Annotated in this window: 22 protein-coding genes; 16 read left to right on the top strand and 6 right to left on the bottom strand. The window is 35.5% G+C overall.

Features of this window, described 5'->3' with window-relative positions; all coding sequences use genetic code 11:
- The first annotated feature begins 40 nt into the window (after positions 1-40).
- From SPD89_RS17520 to SPD89_RS17485, 8 genes are all read left to right on the top strand, one after another.
- On the top strand, positions 41-184 hold the full coding sequence (locus SPD89_RS17520) for a YezD family protein (protein ID WP_442961192.1): 144 nt from the start codon (positions 41-43) through the stop codon (positions 182-184).
- Positions 185-276: 92 nt separating this feature from the next.
- Positions 277-990 (top strand): phosphoadenylyl-sulfate reductase, encoded by a 714-nt coding sequence (locus SPD89_RS17515; RefSeq protein WP_336263239.1) that lies wholly within the window; start codon positions 277-279, stop codon positions 988-990.
- A gap of 92 nt (positions 991-1082) precedes the next feature.
- Entirely contained in the window at positions 1083-1718 is a 636-nt protein-coding gene (locus SPD89_RS17510) for an inorganic phosphate transporter (protein ID WP_336263244.1), read from the top strand.
- 54 nt (positions 1719-1772) lie between these two features.
- Positions 1773-2912, top strand: coding sequence for a sulfate adenylyltransferase (gene sat, locus SPD89_RS17505; RefSeq protein ID WP_336263238.1), 1140 nt, complete (start codon positions 1773-1775; stop codon positions 2910-2912).
- A gap of 13 nt (positions 2913-2925) precedes the next feature.
- Positions 2926-3522, top strand: a complete 597-nt coding sequence (gene cysC, locus SPD89_RS17500) for an adenylyl-sulfate kinase (protein WP_336263237.1) — start codon at positions 2926-2928, stop codon at positions 3520-3522.
- A gap of 38 nt (positions 3523-3560) precedes the next feature.
- Positions 3561-4337: a uroporphyrinogen-III C-methyltransferase gene (cobA, locus tag SPD89_RS17495; RefSeq protein WP_336263236.1), complete on the top strand. Its 777-nt coding sequence runs from the start codon at positions 3561-3563 to the stop codon at positions 4335-4337.
- 16 nt (positions 4338-4353) lie between these two features.
- A complete protein-coding gene (locus SPD89_RS17490) occupies positions 4354-5091 on the top strand; it encodes a sirohydrochlorin chelatase (RefSeq protein WP_336263235.1) in 738 nt (245 codons plus the stop codon).
- 14 nt (positions 5092-5105) lie between these two features.
- Complete coding sequence (locus SPD89_RS17485; protein ID WP_336263234.1) at positions 5106-5669, top strand: precorrin-2 dehydrogenase/sirohydrochlorin ferrochelatase family protein; 564 nt, start codon at positions 5106-5108, stop codon at positions 5667-5669.
- A gap of 53 nt (positions 5670-5722) precedes the next feature.
- Here the strand turns inward: SPD89_RS17485 and SPD89_RS17480 are convergent, their stop codons facing one another.
- Positions 5723-7210: a PH domain-containing protein gene (locus SPD89_RS17480; RefSeq protein ID WP_336263232.1), complete on the bottom strand. Its 1488-nt coding sequence runs from the start codon at positions 7208-7210 to the stop codon at positions 5723-5725.
- On the bottom strand, positions 7203-7724 hold the full coding sequence (locus tag SPD89_RS17475; RefSeq protein WP_336263231.1) for a PH domain-containing protein: 522 nt from the start codon (positions 7722-7724) through the stop codon (positions 7203-7205). The genes SPD89_RS17480 and SPD89_RS17475 overlap by 8 nt, the downstream gene beginning before the upstream one ends.
- A 108-nt stretch (positions 7725-7832) precedes the next feature.
- On the opposite strand from SPD89_RS17475, the gene SPD89_RS17470 reads away from it, so the two are divergent.
- Both SPD89_RS17470 and SPD89_RS17465 read left to right on the top strand, forming a co-directional pair.
- The gene (locus SPD89_RS17470) at positions 7833-9089 is read left to right on the top strand and encodes a serpin family protein (RefSeq protein ID WP_336263230.1); all 1257 of its coding nucleotides are present in this window, start codon (positions 7833-7835) and stop codon (positions 9087-9089) included.
- Positions 9086-10327 carry a serpin family protein gene (locus SPD89_RS17465; RefSeq protein WP_336263229.1) on the top strand — a complete coding sequence of 414 codons (1242 nt, stop codon included), beginning with the start codon at positions 9086-9088 and terminating at the stop codon, positions 10325-10327. The genes SPD89_RS17470 and SPD89_RS17465 overlap by 4 nt, the downstream gene beginning before the upstream one ends.
- 311 nt (positions 10328-10638) lie before the next feature.
- Here SPD89_RS17465 and lipA read toward each other — a convergent pair whose 3' ends face one another.
- From lipA to SPD89_RS17445, 4 genes are all read right to left on the bottom strand, one after another.
- The gene (lipA, locus tag SPD89_RS17460) at positions 10639-11607 is read right to left on the bottom strand and encodes a lipoyl synthase (protein ID WP_336263228.1); all 969 of its coding nucleotides are present in this window, start codon (positions 11605-11607) and stop codon (positions 10639-10641) included.
- Entirely contained in the window at positions 11604-12479 is an 876-nt protein-coding gene (locus SPD89_RS17455; RefSeq protein WP_442961191.1) for a lipoate--protein ligase family protein, read from the bottom strand. The genes lipA and SPD89_RS17455 overlap by 4 nt, the downstream gene beginning before the upstream one ends.
- 379 nt (positions 12480-12858) lie before the next feature.
- Positions 12859-15495: a YhgE/Pip domain-containing protein gene (locus SPD89_RS17450; protein WP_336263227.1), complete on the bottom strand. Its 2637-nt coding sequence runs from the start codon at positions 15493-15495 to the stop codon at positions 12859-12861.
- A 67-nt stretch (positions 15496-15562) separates the two neighbouring features.
- Positions 15563-16138: a TetR/AcrR family transcriptional regulator gene (locus SPD89_RS17445; protein WP_336263226.1), complete on the bottom strand. Its 576-nt coding sequence runs from the start codon at positions 16136-16138 to the stop codon at positions 15563-15565.
- A gap of 194 nt (positions 16139-16332) precedes the next feature.
- Here SPD89_RS17445 and metA point away from each other — a divergent pair, with 194 nt between their 5' ends.
- The 6 genes from metA (at position 16333) to SPD89_RS17415 (ending at position 21909) form a co-directional block, all read left to right on the top strand.
- Positions 16333-17241 carry a homoserine O-acetyltransferase MetA gene (gene metA, locus SPD89_RS17440; RefSeq protein WP_336263225.1) on the top strand — a complete coding sequence of 303 codons (909 nt, stop codon included), beginning with the start codon at positions 16333-16335 and terminating at the stop codon, positions 17239-17241.
- Between the two features lie 248 nt (positions 17242-17489).
- Positions 17490-17927: a ferritin-like domain-containing protein gene (locus tag SPD89_RS17435; protein WP_336263224.1), complete on the top strand. Its 438-nt coding sequence runs from the start codon at positions 17490-17492 to the stop codon at positions 17925-17927.
- Positions 17928-18037: 110 nt separating this feature from the next.
- Positions 18038-18490: a MarR family winged helix-turn-helix transcriptional regulator gene (locus tag SPD89_RS17430; RefSeq protein ID WP_336263222.1), complete on the top strand. Its 453-nt coding sequence runs from the start codon at positions 18038-18040 to the stop codon at positions 18488-18490.
- A gap of 450 nt (positions 18491-18940) precedes the next feature.
- Positions 18941-19978, top strand: coding sequence for an ABC transporter substrate-binding protein (locus SPD89_RS17425; protein ID WP_336263221.1), 1038 nt, complete (start codon positions 18941-18943; stop codon positions 19976-19978).
- A gap of 157 nt (positions 19979-20135) precedes the next feature.
- Complete coding sequence (locus SPD89_RS17420; protein ID WP_336263220.1) at positions 20136-21122, top strand: ABC transporter permease; 987 nt, start codon at positions 20136-20138, stop codon at positions 21120-21122.
- Positions 21115-21909 carry an ABC transporter ATP-binding protein gene (locus SPD89_RS17415; protein WP_336263219.1) on the top strand — a complete coding sequence of 265 codons (795 nt, stop codon included), beginning with the start codon at positions 21115-21117 and terminating at the stop codon, positions 21907-21909. The genes SPD89_RS17420 and SPD89_RS17415 overlap by 8 nt, the downstream gene beginning before the upstream one ends.
- Positions 21910-22085 lie beyond the last annotated feature (176 nt).

Below are 22085 nucleotides of genomic sequence, written 5' to 3'. Positions count from 1 at the left end.
GTAAATAGATAGGAATAATAATGTTGTGGGGTGTATTCAAATGAGGGAGAACGTTGAAGATGAAAATCTTTACAAAGAGATTTTAAAAATGTTAAGCACTTTATCCTTCGGTTCCATTACGATTGTTGTTCAAGACGGAAAAGTTATCCAATTGGAGAAAAATGAAAAAGTTAGATTGAAGTAATGCTGACTAGAAAAACTAGAGGCGACTTTTACTGTTGGATGTTAACAGTAAAAGTCGCCTTTTGACATTTTAAAAAGAGGTGAGTCAAAAAAATGAGTGAACCTTTAACTTATTTCACTTGGAAAGATGAGAAAGTATTGGAAATTGAAACATCTTTTCAAGAAAGTATGGACGTATTGAACTGGGCTTTTAAAACATATAGTGAGCAAGATATTGTCTATTCATGCAGTTTTGGAGCTGAAGGTATTGTATTGATTGATATGATCAGCAAAGTAAAAAAGGATGCGAAAGTTATTTTTTTAGACACAGACCTTCATTTTAAAGAAACGTATAATTTAATTGATCAAGTAAAAAAACGATATCCTGAACTTCAAATCGAACTAATCAAACCCAAAATGACGCTCGCTGATCAGAGAGAAGCTTTTGGAGACAATTTATGGGAAAATTCACCGAATAAATGCTGTCAAATTAGAAAAGTCACTCCATTAGCTAGGGAACTAACTGGGATATCTGCTTGGATATCCGGTTTACGTAGAGAACAATCAGTCGAGAGAAGTAAGACAAATTATTTGAATAAAGATGATAACTTCGAATCGATTAAAATATGTCCGCTCATTCACTGGACTTGGAAAGAAGTATGGTCCTATATATTGCTTCATCAATTAGATTATAACGTGTTGCACGATAAAGGATATCCAAGTATCGGTTGCCAGAAATGCACGGTTCCAGCGACAGAATCAAACAATTCTAGATCTGGGAGATGGGCTAATTTAAATAAAACAGAATGTGGACTGCATTCATATTAACGAAAAAAGTTTGTGATAAGCATGTTAGTGGCAATAGCGTTTGCGGTAGCCATCTTTTTCGCTATGAATATTGGGGCTAGTGGAGCTGCTGCATCGATGGGAATAGCGTACGGATCAGATGCAGTAAAAAGCAAATAATTGCGTTTGTCTTTTCATTTGTTGCAGGAAAATGGATAGAAAAGTATAAAAAAAAATTATCATTGTTGCATGAAAAAAATACTCGAATTTTTTTGTTATTTGTCATTGGAATAGGCTTCTTAGAATCGTTTTCTGCTGGAATGAATAATGCAGCCAATGCTGTTGGTCTTCTTGTTGGTGCAGGAGTGCTTTCTACATCTAATGGGATGTTATTGGGAGGGATATTTGCTGCACTCGGAGCGATGTTATTAGGTGGGGGTACAATTGAAACAAATGGAAAGAAAATTACGGCATTGTCTTTAATCCAAGGAGTGACCGTATCGATTACAAGTACAATTCTTGTCATCGTAGCATTGCTATATGGTATTCCTGTACCGATGACACAAATCACAACTTCTGGAATTGTAGGTATAGGCGCATCCCAACAAGGAGTAAATATTTTCAGACGAAACATTATAAAAAAAATAGTTGCGATATGGGTTGTCTCCCCCTTATTATCACTTGTTATTGCATACACATTCTTTAAGTTTATTATCGAAAATGACTTTTATACTTCACTTGCGATTGTCAGTGTTTTATCGGAATGTTGATTTTGTTAAGAATTGAAAAAAATGAACGGAATTATGAGCAGAGGAGAATTTAAAATGGAATTAAGCATACCACATGGCGGAAAGCTTATTGATCGTATAGATGTTTCTAAAAAAACAGATCAGATTGAAGCTGAGATTGAGCTGGATTCAATTGCTTTAAGCGACTTGGAATTGATAGCTAATGGAGCGTACAGTCCATTAACAGGATTTCTAGGGGAAAAGGATTATCAATCTGTCATTACTAATACGAGATTGGAGAACGGTTTACTATGGAGTATTCCGATTACACTTCCAATAGATGCTCTGACCGCTGAAAAATTAACGATTGGGCAAGAAGTAAAACTTACTTTCAATCAAAGCATATATGGGGTCATAACCATTTCTGATATCTATCAACCAGATAAACGGTTAGAAGCGTTATCGGTCTATAGAGCAGAAGATACGAGTCACCCAGGCGTCAGGAAACTATTTGACCGTCCATCTATTTATGTCGGTGGTTCTATCATTTTAGTGAAAAGACTTGAAAAAGCCTTTTTATCCTTTCATCTTGACCCGAAAGAAACAAGAAACACATTCAAACAGGTAGGTTGGAAAACAATTGTCGGCTTTCAAACGAGAAATCCAGTTCATCGAGCGCATGAATACATTCAAAAAGTGGCTTTAGAAACAGTTGATGGGCTCTTTTTAAATCCGTTAATTGGAGAAACAAAAGCTGATGATATTCCTGCAGATGTCCGAATGGAAAGCTATCACGTTTTATTAGAAAAATATTACCCTAAAAACCGTGTTCTTCTTGCTGTCTTTCCAGCAGCAATGAGATATGCCGGACCGAAAGAAGCAATATTTCATGCCATTGTAAGAAAGAATTATGGCTGCACCCATTTCATCGTTGGCAGAGACCACGCTGGTGTCGGCGATTATTACGGGACGTATGAAGCACAAGAACTTATTAGCCAGTATGAAGACGAACTGGGATTGAATATATTAAAATTTGAAAATAGCTTTTATTGCAAAGCATGTGAAAACATGGCAACTGCCAAAACTTGTGCTCATCATTCGGATGATCATTTGATTTTGTCTGGGACAAAAGTAAGAAACATGCTGCGAAATGGAGAGCATCCTCCGAAAGAATTTAGCAGACCGGAAGTGATTGAAACATTGATTGCAGGAATGAATGAAAAAATAAAATGTTAAGGGAGCGTAAAACATGTCAAATAATCTGACATGGCATCTGCCAATTGTTACAAAGGAAGATCGGATTAAAGTTCATGGTCATCAAGGAGCTGTTGTTTGGTTTACGGGATTATCAGGTTCCGGAAAATCAACCTTAGCAAATGCGGTCGATTATAAATTATATCAAGACAAGCGACGAAGCTACATTTTGGACGGAGATAACATTCGGCATGGTTTGAATAAGGATCTTAAGTTTAGTGACAAAGATCGGCAGGAAAATATTCGCCGGATTGGGGAAGTTGCCAATTTGTTTGTCGATAGCGGGCAAATTGTTCTGACAGCATTTATTTCTCCCTTTCAAGCAGATCGGGAGCGTGTCAGAAAACTTTTTAAGAAAGGGGAATTTATTGAAATCTATGTAAAATGCTCGCTCGAGATATGTGAAAAGCGAGATCCAAAAGGATTATATCAAAAAGCACGGGAAGGGATTATTCCAAAATTTACAGGAATCAGTTCTCCATATGAAGAGCCGATATGCCCTGAGCTAATTATTGAGACAGATAAATTATCGATTGAACAGGGAGCCAATATGGTTATTCACTATTTGAAAGAAAATAAAATACTTGAATGAAGAAAGAAAAATGTCTCATATAACATAGGAGGTCCGGTATGCATATAGGAAAAGTTTATATCGTCGGGGCTGGTCCAGGCGACCCAGAATTAATAACGGTAAAAGGAAAACGTGCTATCCAAGAAGCAGACATTATCTTCTACGATCGATTAATTAACGAGCAACTGCTTGCCTTTGCAAAACCTGAAACAGAATTGGTTTTTTGTGGGAAGAAACCAAACCACCATGCAATTCGGCAAGAAACGATCAACCACTTACTTGTGAAACATGCTTTAAAAGGAAAAGTGGTTACTAGATTGAAAGGTGGTGACCCGTTTGTATACGGGCGAGGCGGAGAAGAGGCAGAATATTTGTCTTCAAATCAAATTCCATTAGAAATTATCCCTGGTATTACTGCAGGTATAGCTGCTCCCGCTTATGCAGGCATTCCTGTTACCCACAGAGACTATGGTAGTTCTTTTGCGGTGATCACCGGGCACCAAGGTTCTATAAAAGATTTTCAATGGGAGAGTCTTGCAAAGGGGATCGATACACTTGTCATTTATATGGGCATGAAAAACTTGCTATATATTTGCAGGCAGCTGATTAAACATGGGAAAAATCCAAATACATCTGTAGCAATAATTCATTGGGGGACTACCGAAAATCAGCGTGCTGTAACAGGAACACTCGACACGATCGCACAAAAAGCATCGAGGAACAATATTAAAAACCCATCTATTATTGTTATAGGAGACGTTGTCAAATTAAGTAAAGAGATAGGTTGGTTTTATCCGCAAGTAGAGAATGTAAATGAAATAAGATTCGTACGTTAAACCTATTACAAAGAAGGTGTTCATTATTCAAGCCGTTTTATATGTCGCTCATGGTAGCCGATTGAAGGAAGGGGTACAAGAAGCAAAGGAATTTATTAGCAAACAGATTGATCGAATAAGCGCCCCTATTCAACTCATTAGTTTTATTGAATTGCAACCCCCATTAGTCGAAGCAGGAATTGAACAATGTGTCTTACAAGGAGCGACCCATATCGTAGTAGTTTCTATTTTATTGCTAGAAGCTGGTCACGCAAAGCATGACTTGCCTATGGAGATTGAGCGAGCAAAAAGAAAGTATCCTCACGTCACTTTTTCATATGGACGTCCATTTGGCGTTCAAGAATCAATTATTGATACATTGGTTGATCGGATCGAGGAAGAACACGATATTACAGAGGACGCCAGAGTATTGATTGTAGGGAGAGGTAGCACAGACACGAGCATTCGATCTGATTTCAAAAACATTAAAGAATTATTAAATGAAAGGATCAATGTATCGTCGATCAATGTTTGTTATATTGCTGCACAGAACCCTACACTTGAAGAAGGCTTGCAAAAAGAAGTCAAAAGTGGCGCAAAATGCATTTTCATTGTACCTTATTTATTGTTCACAGGTCTTTTAATGTTGCATTTAGAAAAGAAAGTTCAGGAAACACAAGCTCCCGAGCAAACACTTATTTTATGCCAGAACATCGGCTGGAACGAGAAAATTTCTAAATTCTTTGTCGAACATGTAAATAAAAAGTTAAGATAAGGGGGATGATTATATTGGAATATTTTGCAGCCATGATCGATTTGAAGGGAAAACGTGTTACTGTTATTGGCGGAGGGACAGTTGCCGAAAGAAAAGTCCAATCCTTACTCGGAACTGGGGCAACCATTGAAGTGATTAGCCTCAGTTTGACAAATAGCCTTCGCGCATTAGTCGATTCTAAACCGATCATTTGGAAAAGAAAATCAGTTGAAAAACACGATCTAATAGATGCTTTTTTTGTTATTGCTGCAACAAATGATATAAAAACGAACCGAGAAGTTACATTGAATTGTCATCCGCATCAATTAGTTTTAAATGTTAGTGAGCCACAATTAGCGAATGTTATCATGCCAGCCCTCTTAAAAAAAGATAATCTGCATATAGCAGTATCAACAAACGGAGCAAGCCCTAGTCTAGCCAAAAAAATACGAGATTTGTTACGAGATGTAATTAGCGATGACATAGGAACAAAACTAGCTACCATTTCTGAGAAAAGAAAAGAAATTATAAAGACAGTAGAGAATCCGTTAGAGAAAGAACAACTTCTAAACTCCTTGGTCAAAAATTTCACTTTGTAGATTAATTGAAATTGTTAAAAAATTGAAAGCATATCCTTGAAAGACAAGTGGTTCTATATGTCCACTTGTCGATTTTTATTCATTTTATCTTCACTTGCTTCCTGTTTAAACCACAGATAATATTCTATTGCTGTTTCAACAGGTAAATGTTCCAAGGTAGAGATATGGATTGGTTTTGCTCTTGAAGTTATACTAATTGTAGCAAGTCTTAATTGTTGTTCTATCCAAGATTGGTTTACTTCCAGTTCATCTACTTTTTCCCGTTTTGTAAGAAAAGTTTCTGTTACTAACACACCTGTTTGAAGTTGAATCCATTTTTCAGTTTGTGCATATTTTGTCAGATAGGTTTTAGCAATCCGGTAAAAAATGAGCGAGAATGCATAAATAACTGGAACAAACCAAAATTCTGGCCAAAAGAAAAAGATAAAAAACGTGACAATGACTAACAAATAGCTCGGTTGAATTAAATTAACAAAAAGCGCCTGCTTAGGTAAAGGATTCATTTCTTCCTGCAACTTAAATGATGGTAAAATTTCTGGTAGTAGCTCCTTTAGTTTACTTTCACCGATAAAAGGGAATAGGGTATCTGTTTCCATTTCACTTTCATCAAATAGATCTCCTAAACTAACGACTTTGACTTTCACAACGTTAAAGAACCTTCTTGGGATAGTTTTTTCAATTAAGAGACCGTTAATTTTTTCTCTAGGAATCGTGTAAAATGTTTTATTAAAAATTCCACGTGAAATATAGATTTGCTCATGATCGGAAGAAACTTGATAATTACCGAAACGTAAATAAGTAATGATGACACCTGAACCGATGGCGAAAACAATAAGAAACAGTAATGTTATCGTGATCAACATCCATGAATCTGTTAAAAAAGAGAAAACTTGTAAAGCAACCGTTTCTAATTTGAATATCTCGTCGATTTTTAAATAAATGGATACAAGTACCGGAAAAATTGCAATTACATAAATAGAAGTTAGAGCAATTAGAAAAATTTCTCTGAAGGAAATTTTATAATGAAGTTTTCGTTTATCCTTTGCTGGTGTTTCGTTTAGTTCGATCTCTTCTGGGGTGTTTTGTTTTTTCTCTTGGATAATTCGCTTAATTCGCTCCGCTTCTTTACTTGAAATCATTTCAAATTTTATCACCGCATTGTCCGAACTTGTTCCCGTTATCAGAGATAATGAGGTAAGACCAAATAGACGATGAAAAATGGAAGTTTGTTGTTGATGACTCTGAATTCGATTTAATGCAATATATCTTTTATTGGACACAAATCTACCTTCCCTGACCTCAACATGTTTATCTGTAAATAAGTATGTATGATTCTTCCATTGGAATATAATTGTAACGATACGAAAAATAATATATAGTATAAGCGCAATAGACCCTAATTTAACCCAGAGTGCTTCGTTACGAATATTAAAGACAAAAAATATAAGTACGGGGATGATTACTTCTTTTACCGATAAACCAATTTGGTAGAGTATCCATAAAGGATGTTGCCTTGTTTGCATCAATTGCTGTTCATTCATTTGCATCTTCCATTTCTAAACTGTTCTCTAGTGAATCATCAATTTGCGCTAAATAAACAATTCTGTTACGGAGCTCTTTTGCTTTTTCAACAGGTAGCGCAGGAATATCGTGAGAAGAAGCGATCGTTCCAATCGTAATCGATGACAAACCGAATTTTCTAAGGAGCGGTCCTTGATTCGTATTGACATATTCTACACGAGTCATTGGGACGATAGCGTGGTATTTATGAAAGTATCCGTGTTTAATCTGAATATGATCTTTATCGATTTCATATCGCCATGTCCGTTGTAAATAAACTGGGTAGATTGTTAATTTATAAATCGTATATAAAATAATATAACCAATAATGATAAATAAAATGACGCTGATCCAGCTATACCAATTAAAATAATAGTACGCAAACAACAGGATAGAAAGTATGATTAATTGAATAAGGGCGGAAATACTATCTCTTATGCGCCAAACGGTAATCGCTTTGGACGAAATTTTTTCACTTGGTTCTGGAAACTGCATGAATCGCTACGACCTTTCTAAAGTAGAATATAAGAACATTAACTTTATAGTAACATAATACATTTAATATGTTTATTTATATATAAACATTAGTGGGAGGATTATGTTATGAGTAAACGATTATTCTTCTATCTATCCTTTTATGTTATTACTCTAGTTGCCGGTTGTGGCTCTTTAACAAATGTGGATAACTCTAGTGAAGGAAAAGATGTGGATAACTCGAATACATATGAAACGTTGATTTGGTCTAATAATGAATTAGGTTTTTCCTTATTGGATAAAGTGACTCCTGATGATAATAATAATATTTTTATTTCACCTACGAGTGCATTGTTCGCAATAGGAATGGTATATAATGGGGCAGAGGGTGATACGAAAGATGAAATAGCTAAAGCTCTCGGACTAAACGAAATATCAGTTGATGAGTTGAATCAGGATGCGGCTTCACTTTTAGATAGCTTAGATAGAGACATGGAAGGAGTTGAACTTTCCATTGCAAATTCAATCTGGTTGAATCAAGAGTTTAATTTAAAAGAGGAGTTTGTAAACAATACAAGAGACTTTTACCAAGCTGAAATCTCTCAAATAGATGTTTTCGATGATGCCTCTGTCGATAAGATTAATAACTGGGTTAGTGAATCCACAAAAGATAAAATAGAAGAAATAGTAGAAGCTCCTTTACACCCTGATTTAGTGACACTGTTAATAAATGCGTTATATTTTAAAGGGAAATGGAAACATGAATTTGATGTGGATAGAACGGAAGCGGTTCCATTTTATACAGAAGAAAAAGAAGTAGAAGTACCGATGATGGTGTTAGATGAAAAGCTTTCCTATATGGAGAACCCCTCATTCCAAGCGGTAAAGCTTCCGTATGGGAAGGGGGAAATGAGTATGAATATTTTTCTCCCACGTGAAAATTCAAGCATAGATACAATCATTAAAAATTTCACTGTGGATAACTGGAATAATTGCCAAACAGAATTTCAAGCAAAAAATGGTATTATTAAGCTCCCTAAGTTTCAGGTTGAATTTGAAGTGATTTTAAATGAACCGTTAAAACAGTTGGGAATGGAGAATGCGTTCGATAGTAAAAAAGCAGATTTTCGACATATAATTAAAGAAAACGAACAATTGTGGGTGGATGAAGTCAAACAAAAGACGTATATAGATGTGAATGAAGAAGGAACAGAAGCCGCTGCAGTTACATCAATAGCAGTTTTAAGAGAATCTTCAATTGTAGAAGATACATTTTATATGGAAGTAAATCGGCCATTTTTTATTGCGATTACAGATGATAAAACAGGTGCAATATTGTTTATGGGCATTATCACAAATCCAAAAACAGAGGGAGGATTAGAGTGAAACAAGCTAAGTTATTTATAAGTTTATTCATGCTGTTGTTGGCAGTTGGTTGTGGAAACGGTAAAGAATCAGAGGAGCGAGAAGGCCATGCTGTTTCCGGAAGTGTGGAGGATTATGAACAGCTTGTTGAACCTAATAACATTCTAGGGTTTTCTTTGCTTGATAAAATGGATCCAGATGAAAACGGGAATATTTTCATTTCGCCGACGAGTGCTCTTATGGCATTATTAATCGCATATAATGGTGCGGAAGCAAAGACGAAAGCGGAAATGGAAGAGGTACTGGAACTGAATGGACTAACTGTGGATGAAATTAATAAGGCGAATCGGGCGCTTGTGGATATGTTGACAAAAGATTCAGAGGGATTCGAACTTTCGATTGCAAATTCAATTTGGTTAAACGAAGAATATCATTTTACGGGAGCGTTTGAGAAAAAAGCGATCGATTATTTCGATGCAGAAATCTTTGAAATTAATGTCTTTGATACTACTTCTGTCGATCAAATTAACAATTGGGTAAATGACTCTACGGATGGTAAGATTGAAGAAATTATTGAAGCCCCTTTACATCCAGATATGGTTACTTTGTTAATAAATGCATTATATTTTAATGGAAAATGGACATATGAATTCGATGAAGGAAATACAAAGACTTCAACGTTCTTTTCACCTGAAAGAGAAATGGATGTACCTTTTATGGTATTGGAAGAAGAACTAGAATATGTAGAAAATGAAACTTTTCAAGCAGTAAAACTCCCCTATGGAAAAGGGGAAATGAATATGCAAGTCATTCTCCCTAATGAAGGTGTTTCGTTGGGTGAAGTCGCTAAAGAAATGAATTCTGAAAGTTGGAAAGAGTTGCAAACACAATTTAAAGAAACAAATGGCATGATAAAGCTACCTAAGTTTCAAGTTGAATATGAAACAATTTTAAATGAGTCTTTACAACAATTAGGGATGATTTCAGCTTTTGATAATAAAGAAGCAGATTTTTCGCAGATGATCGAAGAAAACGCTCCTTTGTGGATTCATAAAGTGAAACAAAAAACATTTATTAATGTTAATGAGGAAGGATCGGAAGCTGCTGCGGCAACTTCAGTGGAAATGCGAACAACCTCTGCCATTATTGGAGACGACTTTTATATGGATGTCAATCGACCATTTTTATTTACGATTAGTATGGAAGAGTCAAATGTAAATTTATTTATCGGCTTGATATCAAGTCCAGAGCAGGTGTAAGGAAAAAACGTCTAAGTAGCAGTTAATTCCGTATTAAACGTGCCCTTCTAAAAATTCGTTGTAGTGGTTAAATTACAGTATCTTTTCGAATATTCATTAAAAGTGCGTGTTCCTCTAAAAGAAAGAATTAATTCTTATCACGTGCCCGTTCGAGTTGATCACTCAAGAGAAGGGTAACGCAAGGAGTTCTCGCATACCTATTCAAGGTGAAACAGCAGGGTATCGCAATCCATACTTGCACTTCTATTCAAAGAAAAATTAAAAATCACATGAAATAAGGCTGTTGAAGATTTCAACAGCCTTATAATTTCTTACGAATCAGATCGCAACATATCAACTAATGAAAAGTCTACTGCCTTATTTTCAGATTCTTCATAACCCTTCATGTACTGGATTCTGCGCTGTGCAGCAGCAGCAGTCACTTGTTCATCTGCATGGTATGAAGAACGAACGAGTGGTCCTGATTTACAATGTTTGAATCCTTTTTTAAGTGCAATCTCTTCTAATTCTTTAAATTCATCTGGATGATAATATCTTTCCACATTTAAGTGCTTTTTCGTTGGTTGTAAATATTGGCCAATCGTTAAAATATCAACATCATGGGCGAGAAGGTCATCCATCGCTTCTAAAATCTCTTCTTTTGTTTCGCCAAGACCAACCATCATACTCGATTTTGTCGGTGTATTTGGAGCAATGTTTTTCACTCGTTGTAAAAGTTCTAGTGAACGGTCATATTTAGCGATTGCGCGAACACGTTTTGTTAAGCGGCGAACCGTTTCAATATTGTGGTTGAAAATGTCTGGTTCAGACGACATTAATGTATGTAAACTCTCATAATCACCTTTCATGTCAGAAGGTAAAATTTCAATTGTTGTACCTGGATTTTTTTTACGTACTTGACGAACCGTTTCAGCAAATACAGCAGCTCCACCGTCTTTTAAATCATCACGGGCAACAGCTGTGATCACGACATGTTTTAACCCCATTATTTTTACAGAGTCAGCAACGCGTTCCGGCTCACCCCAGTCAAGCTCGTTTGGAAGTCCTGTTTTTACGGCGCAAAAGCGGCAGCCTCTCGTACATGTATCTCCTAAAATCATGAATGTAGCAGTTTGTCTCTCACTCCAACATTCATGCAAATTCGGGCATCTCGCTTCTTCACAAACAGTATTTAACTTTTTTTCCCGCATTAATTTCTTTAAACCTTTGTAGGAGTCACTCGTATTTATTTTAATTTTTAACCAATCGGGTTTACGTAAATACTCTTGCTTCTGAGTCATGATGAAACACTCCCTGCTTTTTTCTTTTTTCTATAATTCCACTCATCCGTTTTATACTTTGTCTCTGCTAAGAAATGAATGTATTGCCAGTCTTCATTTGTCAATTTTAATGGTTCAACTTGTATATGTAAACTCATTGTAAAACCGTTTAAAAATGCGTCTTTTAACATCTCATATGTATGTTTATTCCCAGTTATATCATTGATACTAATTGCCTTTTTTACAAAAGAGTTACGTTGGCGCTCTCGAAGCCTTTCAGATGAAAATTTAAATAAATCAAACAGCATCTCCGAATCGAAGCTCATAGGGATAGAGCCATGTTGTAGTAATACACCATTTTTTCGTGTTTGTGCATTTCCTGAAATTTTTTTGCCGTCAACGATCATTTCGTAAATTGCTGGTTGTTCGAAACAAACCGCAGAACGATCTTTGAACAATTCTCGTTCAGGTATAGCAAAGTCAGCTTCAATTCCTAAAGAGCGATAGCCCTCAAGTAATCCTTGTGACAAAATATAATACGCTTTATTGACAGAGTGAGGAATTTTTGGATGACGCTCACTCACAACAATACTATATGTCAACTCATCATCATGTAATACAGCACTCCCGCCTGTTAAACGTCGAACAAAATCGCAACCGTGTTTTTCAATACCTGAAAACTCGATGCTTTTATTAACATTTTGGAAATGTCCTACAGTAAGACTTGGTTTTTTCCAACCATAGAACCTGAGCGTTGGAGGTATTTTATCTTCACTATGCCACTGAAGTAATGCTTCATCAATAGCCATATTCGTTGCTGCATCATGATGCCCAGTGTCTAAAAATGCCCATGTTTCCTGCAAGTAATTCACCTCAAATTCATAGTGTTTCACTAGATATAATCTTGTATGTATCATAACAAGAAATAAAGAGAAAGTATACTTTATAACTCATGATGATTATAACTAATTTTATTTACTTATAGGACATTATATAATTTTAATTATTAGAAGTGTTAGATATTAAGAACGTGATTGTTTGATAGAATCCAAGTAAAATCAAGGTTTGTGAGTATAATTAAATTAGTTATCCACCTTATCCACATAATCCACAGACTTATCCACAAAAACGATGAACAGGTGAAAACATTGATCCCGCAACAGTTTAATATGATATCCCCAGGTCTCTGGATAGATTGTGAATAAACCATTCGACAATCATTTGGACTGTTGTAACAAAAAAAGTGACCTGATGAACGGTCACTTTCTAAGTTTATGAAGCTGTTTCCGATTTAGTTAATGTCGCAAATTTACGTTTATGCATGACGATAAAATAGGATAATGTTAATAACATGAACACAATAGTATAGAGAAGTAATATACCTGCATTTTGCCACATTACACCAAAATCACCGCTTGAAACAACTGCTTTAAATCCGGCAACAGTATACGTCATTGGCAGTAGTGCACTTATTGGTTGTAATGCTTTCGGAATTAATTCTAATGGGAATGTTCCAGCACTTGTTGTTAACTGTAAGATGAGAATGATGATTGCCATAAAACGGCCTGGATCATCAAAGCATGTAACGAGAAACTGAATTAGTGTTATAAATACTAAACTCGTTATAATCGCAAAAAGGATAAACAACGGTATGCTTTGAACTTCAACTTTTAACCCGATTAACAAGATACCACATGCGATAAGTGCTTGTAGTACACCTATTGTGAATAAACCAAGAAACTTTCTTAGAAACCAGTTAAAACCGCTTGATGGAACAACGGAAGGTTCCCTTAATGGATAAACGATGGATAACAGTAGCGCTCCTACGAATAGTCCAAGGGATAAAAAGTATGGAGTAAATCCAGTTCCATAATTCGGCACTTCATTTATTTTTTCATTCTCTACTTGCACCGGGTTAGCCATCATATTATGAGTGTCTTCTGATGCATGTACATCACCGGCTTCATCTGCTGCTTCATGCATTTTTTCATTGAATTCACTCGTTCCATTAACTAACGAAATCATTCCATCATATAAATCGTTCGATCCATCTGATAGTTGGTGTGCACCATCACTAAGTTGAATAGAACCATCTTTTAATTCAAACATGCCACTATAGAGCTTGCTTGCACCTTTTGCTAACTCAATCGAACCGTCATTCGCTTTAGAAAAACTATTTGTAAATTTGTACATATTATTTACATAGTTATTTTGTCCGCTTATTAATTGTTGAGAACCGTCTTTTAGTTGATTTGTACCAGCAGCAAGTTGATTTATCCCACCATGTAATAAAGACTGTCCGTCATTAATTTGTGAAAGTCCACCTTGTAATTCACCGATAGGTTCATTTAGTGCCTGTTTGATTTGTGCTTCTAACCCATTTGTTGCATCTTTTAATCCATTAGTAACTGCTTGCTCATATTCATCAAAACCAGCATTTACACTAACGACAGTTTGATTTACAGCGTCATTTACACCATTTTCAATCCCGTCTTTAATCTGTGTTTTGATCATTGTTTCTAATTGCTTTTGTTGGTCTTGCGTTATTTTTACATCTTTTAAGGCATCTTCCAAAACAACTGTTAATTTGCTTTCGATCATTTGTTCAATTTGATTATAGTCTGGCGCAAATTCATCTAATTTATTTTCTACTTCTTGAAGAGTATCTTCCGGCACTTCTGCATTTCGTAAAATTTGAAGAAGTTCATTCTTTTTCTCAGTCTCTTTTTCTTTTAAATCAGTTGTTACTTCTTTTGCAATCGTATTTGAAACTGGTCCGGGGGCGGCACTAATAAATGAATTTGCTTCATTCACAACTCCTGCTGCTAGACCTTGCGATAAGCCATCAGTTAAACCTGTTGCAAGTTCTGGGGCTAATTTATTTTCTAATCCATTTACAATGCCAGTTCGTAATTGATTCGAACCATCCAATATGGATTCTGAACCTTTTTCTAGTTTTTTATCAATCTGTCCGGCCATTGCTTTTGGTAATTCTTCATAAAATGTATTTAATCCATCTTTTACTTGTTTTGTACCAGTAATAAGCTGTGGAACTTTTCCTTGCATTTCTTTTACTCCACCATCAGCAACGGAAATGCCATCTGCTAATTTATTCGCTCCTGATTGTAGATCTTCAGAAGCATTCTTTAATTTATTACTGTTATCGTATAATTCAGCGATTCCTTCAGATAAGGTAGTAGTTCCGTTAACTAAGTCACCTGCACCTGTCTGAGCAGTTTCAATTCCTTTGGTAAATTCAATTGACTTTTCAGCAAGTGTTTTTAAATTGTCTTTTAATTTTTCCGAGCCATCTTTTAACTCACCAGCACCATCATGTAGTTCCTTAGTTGCATCACTAGCATCTTCTAAACCGTCTGCAACCTCAGTAATTTTATCAAAAATAGTTTCTGCATACGTTTCGGTAATTTTCTCTTCTAACGCCATTTCTATCTGGAGCATGGCGGTTTCTCCAATTTGTGAAGCGAGAAAATTAAAACTCTCATTTGGAACATAAAGTAATTCTAATTTTTCTGGTGAATCATCCATTAATGTAGTTGAACTTTTGGAAAAATTTTCAGGGATTTCTATTAAAATATAATAGTCTTGTTCACTTAGCCCTTGGTATCCGACTTCTTTGTCAACAAAATGAAAGTCAAATGCATCTTCTTCTTTTAAATTATCGACAAGTTCATCTCCAAGCGTTAAATACTCTCCTTCGAACTCATATCCCTTATCTTCATTTACAATGGCAACCGGAACATCTTCTAAATGATCATATGGATCCCAAAATGCCCATAAAAACATACCAGCGTAAAGAATTGGTACAAAAATAACTGCCGTAATGGCTATCATTAATTTTTTGTCTTTAAAAACGGCTAATGATTCTTTACTAAATAAAGATTTAAACATAACTACCTCCTAAAACTATTGACCGCTTTAACCAATTGGTCAAACCAGTGAAAAAATGATGGACTACCTACTTATTAGATAATCCATGAAAAATATAAAGCTCAAATAAATTTGCAATTTCTGCTTTCTCAAGTGGCTTCCGATTTTTTTCCCAATCAAAAATGAGTGCGACATATAATTTTAGTAAAATAAATGCGGTGATTTCAGGATCGCATTGCTTAATTTCACCCTTTTTAATTGCACGTTCTATTTTTTCTTGAATAAATAATAGAATAGATTGTTCTAGCTTTTGCAAGACTTCGTGCACAATTGGAGTACCAATATCGCGTTCTTCTTGATAAAGTTTAATCGTTAATTGATGTTCAAGACGAAATTCTAACATTTTGTATAGTGCTTGGTGTACATTTCCTCGAAATGAATTTTCTTCATCAATTGCGTTTAATGCCGCTTTTTCCATATCTGAAATTAATTTTGTAATAATTTCGTCGAATAAATCTTCTTTATTTTTGAAAAAAGTGTAAATAGTACCTTTTCCAACATTAGCTAGTTTTGCAACTTGATCCATTGTTGTTGCTTTATAGCCGAACAAAGAGAAAGACTTTGTAGCTGCATCTAATATTTCCTGTCTTCGGTCGAATGCCATATATACCCTCCGCTATTAATAAGTATTGACCAAATGAACAAAACGGTCATATAGATTACGTTGTTAGATTATCATATATTATTTTTAGTTGCAAGTGATAACCGTAACGAAAATGACGTGAAGTCTAATTATTTATATGGTGATATTTATAACTTGAAGCGTTATAATATTAGATAAAGAAGGGAGAGAGAACGGTGCCAATAAATATTCCAGAAGGTTTACCTGCACGAAAGTTGTTAAAAGAGGAGAAAATTTTTGTGATGGATGAAGATCGTGCTAGAACGCAAGATATTCGTCCACTAAATATAGCTATTTTAAATTTAATGCCAGAAAAAGAAAAAACGGAATTACAGTTATTACGATTACTTGGAAATACGCCGCTACAGGTAAATATTACATTTTTACATACGGCTACACACGTATCTAAAAATGTAAGTAAATCACATTTAGACACATTTTATTCAACTTTTTATGATGTGAAGGATCGTCGTTTTGATGGAATGATTATTACAGGGGCTCCTATTGAACATTTTCAGTTTGAAGATGTAAACTATTGGGATGAACTGGTAGAAATAATGGAATGGACAAAAACGAATGTTACGTCAGTATTTCATATTTGTTGGGGAGCACAAGCCGCACTATACCATCATTACGGGATAGATAAATACGAACTACCAAAAAAATGTTCCGGTATATATACACATACTGTTCTTGATCCGACAGTAAAATTAGTTCGTGGTTTTGAAGATGTCTTTCATGCACCACACTCTAGATATACGGAAGTGGCTACGGAAGAAATAAAAAATCATCCCGATTTGCAAATATTAGCTGTTTCTGATGATGCGGGGATCTTTTTATTAAAATCAAAAGACGACAAGCACATTATGGTAACAGGACATTTGGAATATGATGCAACAACGCTTCGTGATGAATATGAGCGTGATTTAGCTAAGGGCATGGATATTCATATGCCGGAGAATTATTTTCCAAATAATGATGCAAATAAAACACCATTAAATACTTGGCGTTCCCATACGCATTTATTGTTTTATAATTGGTTAAATTATTATGTGTATCAAGAAACACCTTTTCAATGGGAATAATAAATACATGAATGAAATTGCTAGCCAAGGGCTGGCGACAAACATCACGTGCTCCGAACAACGATACACTACCTGATCGTCAGTGGTCAGATCCGTGTGGGTCGTTTTAGAGAACAGCTACTGAAGTTCGTATTTCACTTTTATTTTTTAAAATTTTTTCAGCTCTTTTATTAGTACAATTTAGTTTGAATTTCCTAATTTAGGGAATGATATGCTGTAGTAAAAATTTAAACAAGGGGTTGAGTGAAATGGAAAATGAAAAAGAGAAATTAATTGACGGGTTAAACACGGATTTAGCACATGAATATGGAGCAGCGATTCAGTATACATACAGCGCTTCAGCTGTATCAGGGTTATATCGTTCTGCGTTAAAACCATTTTTTGAAGAAGAAATTACGGATGAACTTGGACATGCTATGTATTTGTCAGAAAAGATCATCGCATTAGGTGGGACTCCAACAACAAAAGCAGCTGAAGTACCACAACCGACTGAGGTGAAAGATTTACTTGAAGCAGTTCATCAAGCAGAATCTGAAACAATTGAAAGATATGAAAAAAGGAAAAAACAAGCAGAAGAACTTGGTTTAACAGAATTGGTTGTGCAGTTAGAAGATATGATTGCTGATGAAACAAGACATAAAGAGGAAGTAGAAAGACTTCTCTCTGATCCAAGAATAAGTGAATAATGATTAAAAAATGACGGCAAATTATTGTCGTCATTTCTACTTTATTGACAAGTGAAAAAGCCTCAAATATAATTAATACGAATTAGAGGCAAATGTGAAGGGGAAAAGGTATGAGTGACAACACTAATAAAAATGATGAAGAACTTTCCTTGAAATTATTTGTTGTTTTAAGCCGTGCAATAGAATCCGTTAGAAAACAGGTAGTAAAAGACATAAAAAGCTATCAACTAAATTTAACAGAATTTGGTGTCATGGAATTTTTGTACCATAAAGGAGAGCAACCAATCCAACTGATTGGAAAAAAAGTATTACTGGCAAGTAGTAGTATTACGTACGTTGTTGATAAATTAGAGGAAAAAGGCTATTTGGAAAGAATTGCATGCCCTAATGATCGTCGTGTTATTTATGGACGTTTAACAGAAAAGGGTAAAAAATTAATGGAGGAAATTTTTCCTCAACATAAAAAAGCAATGGCTAAGATATTTTCTAGTTTATCAAAAAACGAAAAAGAACAAGCAATTGAATTATTAAAGAAGATCGGTATTTTTGCAGAGTCTATCTAATTTTTTTTACATTCTTATCTCAGATTTATAATATTTGAATTAAGTATAAGTGGATAGTTTTAGCTTTCAATATAGGGATGAACTAAATTATAGAGGATCAGTTTAGCTGGAAATGATTATGCAAAAGTTGGTGAGATAATGATGTTAAAAGGACCAAAATAATGAGGACAAGTCGGGTAACGTTTTCGAAACGCTTCCCGACTTTATTTATTGTTGAAAGTATATTTTAGTATAGCTGTGGATAAGTTACTTGCTTCCGCCTTTATTTATTTGGAAATCTATCATATCAAATCACTGAAACTTTTCTATGATCCATTATCAAGATGCAGATTATTTACCGATTTACTATCGTAGTATATTTTTAGAATATAACTAATAATCTTGCATAGAAGTAGACTAGTAGATATAATAAGGTAACTAAACTGAAAATATTAAGGGGGAAAACTGTTCATGAAAAAATGGCTACAATTATTGTTAATTGCTGTAATTAGCATCCTTGTCCTCGCAGCTTGTGGTGGAGACGGAGGAGCCAGTTCGGAGCCAGAAGAAGAAACAACAGACTCAGAGAAAGCTAATGAAGAAGAAGCAACGGAGAGTGGGGATACATTTAAAATTGGTGCGACACAAATAGTAGAACACCCATCACTCGACGCTGCATACGAAGGTTTTCAAGCAGCACTTGAAGATGCTGGATTAGACGTAGAGTTTGCTTATCAAAATGCACAAAACGATCAAAATAACGTAAAGACAATCTCGGATAACTTTGTTGCAGAAGATGTAGACTTAATTTTCGCTAACTCAACACCAAGTGCATTAGGTGCACTAAATGCAACGAAAGATATTCCTATTTTATTTACTTCTGTAACCGATGCAGTTGATGCTGGATTAGTAGAAGCAATGGATGAGCCGGGCGATAATATTACCGGTGTAGTAGATTTACATCCAGATGGAATAGCCAAAACAGTAGAATTTATCGATCAGTATTTCCCAGACTCCGAAGTCGGTTTGCTTTATAATGCTGGAGAACAAAACTCAGTAACACAGATTGAAGCTGTTCAAGCTGCTGGCGAAGGAACTAGCCTTACGTTTGCTGAAAGAACAGTAGCAAACTCTTCAGAGGTTCAACAGGCAGCACAATCTTTAGCAGGGGATGTTGATGTTCTCTACATTATTACAGATAATACAGTAGTATCCGCTTTAGATACAGTTGTAGGCGTTGCAAATGAGCAGCAGATTCCATTAATAGTAGGAGAGCCTGATTCACTAGCAAAAGGTGGTTTTGCTACATTTGGAATTGATTATTTTACAATTGGGTATAGAACTGGTGAAATGGCGGCTGAGATTTTATCAGGCGAAAAAACAGCAGGTGAAATTGATGTTGAATATCCACCAGAGATTCAGCTATATATCAATAAAGAAGCGGCAGAAGCACAAGGAATTGAATGGAATGAAGATTGGGACGATGCTGAATTTATTGAAACTGAATAAAAAATAAACCTTTCTAAATTGTGAAAACTTTAGTACAATATATAGGAAGCGGTGAGATGATAATCACTGCTTCCTTCTTTACATTTATGTAGAGAATTAACATAAAGTCAGTGAATATAACATAGATAAATACGTTTTTCGTAATGGGGGGGATAACATGTTTTTATCTTTATTTGGCGCAGTAGAATCGGGGGCTATTTATGCTATTATGGCACTTGGCGTTTATTTGACTTTTAGAGTACTGGATTTTCCCGATTTAACTGTTGATGGAAGTTTTGTTACAGGGGCTGCGGTTGCTGCCATTTCAATTATGAATGGATTGCCACCAATACTTGGAACTATTTTAGGAGCATTGGCTGGGTTTATAGCTGGGTGCATTACTGGGATTCTGCATACGAAAGGGAAAATTAATGCTCTATTATCGGGAATATTAATGATGATTGCACTTTATTCGATTAATTTACGTATTATGGGACAACCAACATTATCCCTCTTGAACGATTCCACATTGAAAACTCAGTTAGTTTCTGTATGGGAGAAGACCGGTATTGATGGAGTATTAAACAATCTTCTGTCTGCCCTCGGGCTAGAACGTTTTCCTGCGACATGGGGAATTGTAATCTTCATGATTTTAGTTATTATCGCTATTAAAATTATTGTCGATTTCTTCTTAAAAACAGAAGTTGGTCTAGCATTACGGGCCACAGGGGATAATCAACGTATGATTCGGAGCTTTTCAGCAAACACAGATACGTTAATAATTGTTGGTGTAGGGATTTCTAACGGGCTAGTAGCTTTCTCAGGGGCGCTCATCGCTCAACATGGCGGTTTCGCTGATGTTGGGATGGGGATTGGCTTAATTGTTATTGGGCTTGCTTCTGTCATTATTGGAGAAGCATTGTTTGGGACAAAAACAATTGCCAGAGCAACGTTAGCAGTAATTTTAGGAGCTATCGTTTACCGAATTGTGGTTACATTTGCGTTACGGGTCGAATTTTTAGATACGGGTGACATGAAATTAATTACATCACTCCTTGTTATTGTAGCTCTTGTTGCACCGAAAATATTACAGGCACAAAGGGAGAAACAGCGTCGCCTTAAAAAACGAGCAGCGCTTCCAATGGAGGATATTAAGAATGCTTAAATTAGAACATATATCGATTACGTTTAATGAGGGAACACCTGATGAAAAAAGAGCATTACAAAATATAAATTTAAAGCTTAATAAGGGTGAATTTGTTACAGTCATCGGCGGAAACGGCGCTGGGAAATCGACTTTAATGAACATAATTTCCGGAAATTTAATTTCTGATGTCGGTAATATCTCTATTGACGGAAATCGTGTAGACTATTTACCTGAATTTAAACGTTCCCAATTTATCGGCCGTGTATTCCAGGATCCAATGGCGGGAACGGCTCCTTCCATGACAATTGAAGAAAACTTAGCGATTGCATATGCGCGTAATAAACAACGTAAATTACGGTTAGGTGTTACAAATAAGCGTCGCGAAATGTTTAGAGAGTATTTAAAAACGTTAAATCTCGGTCTTGAAAGCAGACTTAATGCAAAAGTTGGACTTCTATCAGGGGGAGAAAGGCAAGCACTTTCTCTACTAATGGCAACATTTACAGAACCAAGCATATTGCTACTTGATGAGCATACAGCTGCACTTGACCCTGCAAGAGCAGAATTAATTACCGATCTAACTTCAGAGATTGTTGAGAAGTTTAACCTTACAACATTGATGGTAACCCATAATATGCAACAGGCACTTGATATGGGAGACCGGTTAATAATGATGGATGCCGGCCAAATCATCTTTGATGTACGTGGTGAAGAAAAGTCAAAACTAACTATAGAAAATTTATTAGAAGAATTCCAGCGAATTCGCGGCAGACAACTAGCTAGCGATCAAGCTGTATTAGGATAATTACAATTAAGCTGTCCTTAAGTCGAGATTGACTTGAGGGCAGTTTTTTTATTTGAAATTATTTTCAATGCTCTACAGACAGTCCTTGTGATTATTTTACGTTTTGTGTGGATAAATAGCGAATTTCGTGGTTAATTCACTATTTGCGTGGATAAATAGTGATCTTCGTGGTTAAA

The organism is Pseudogracilibacillus sp. SO30301A, assembly GCF_037072025.1.
In the GTDB taxonomy this organism is placed as follows: domain Bacteria; phylum Bacillota; class Bacilli; order Bacillales; family Amphibacillaceae; genus Pseudogracilibacillus.
Note: the sequence above shows the minus strand (reverse complement) of the source record. Positions and strands in the feature narration are given on the sequence as shown.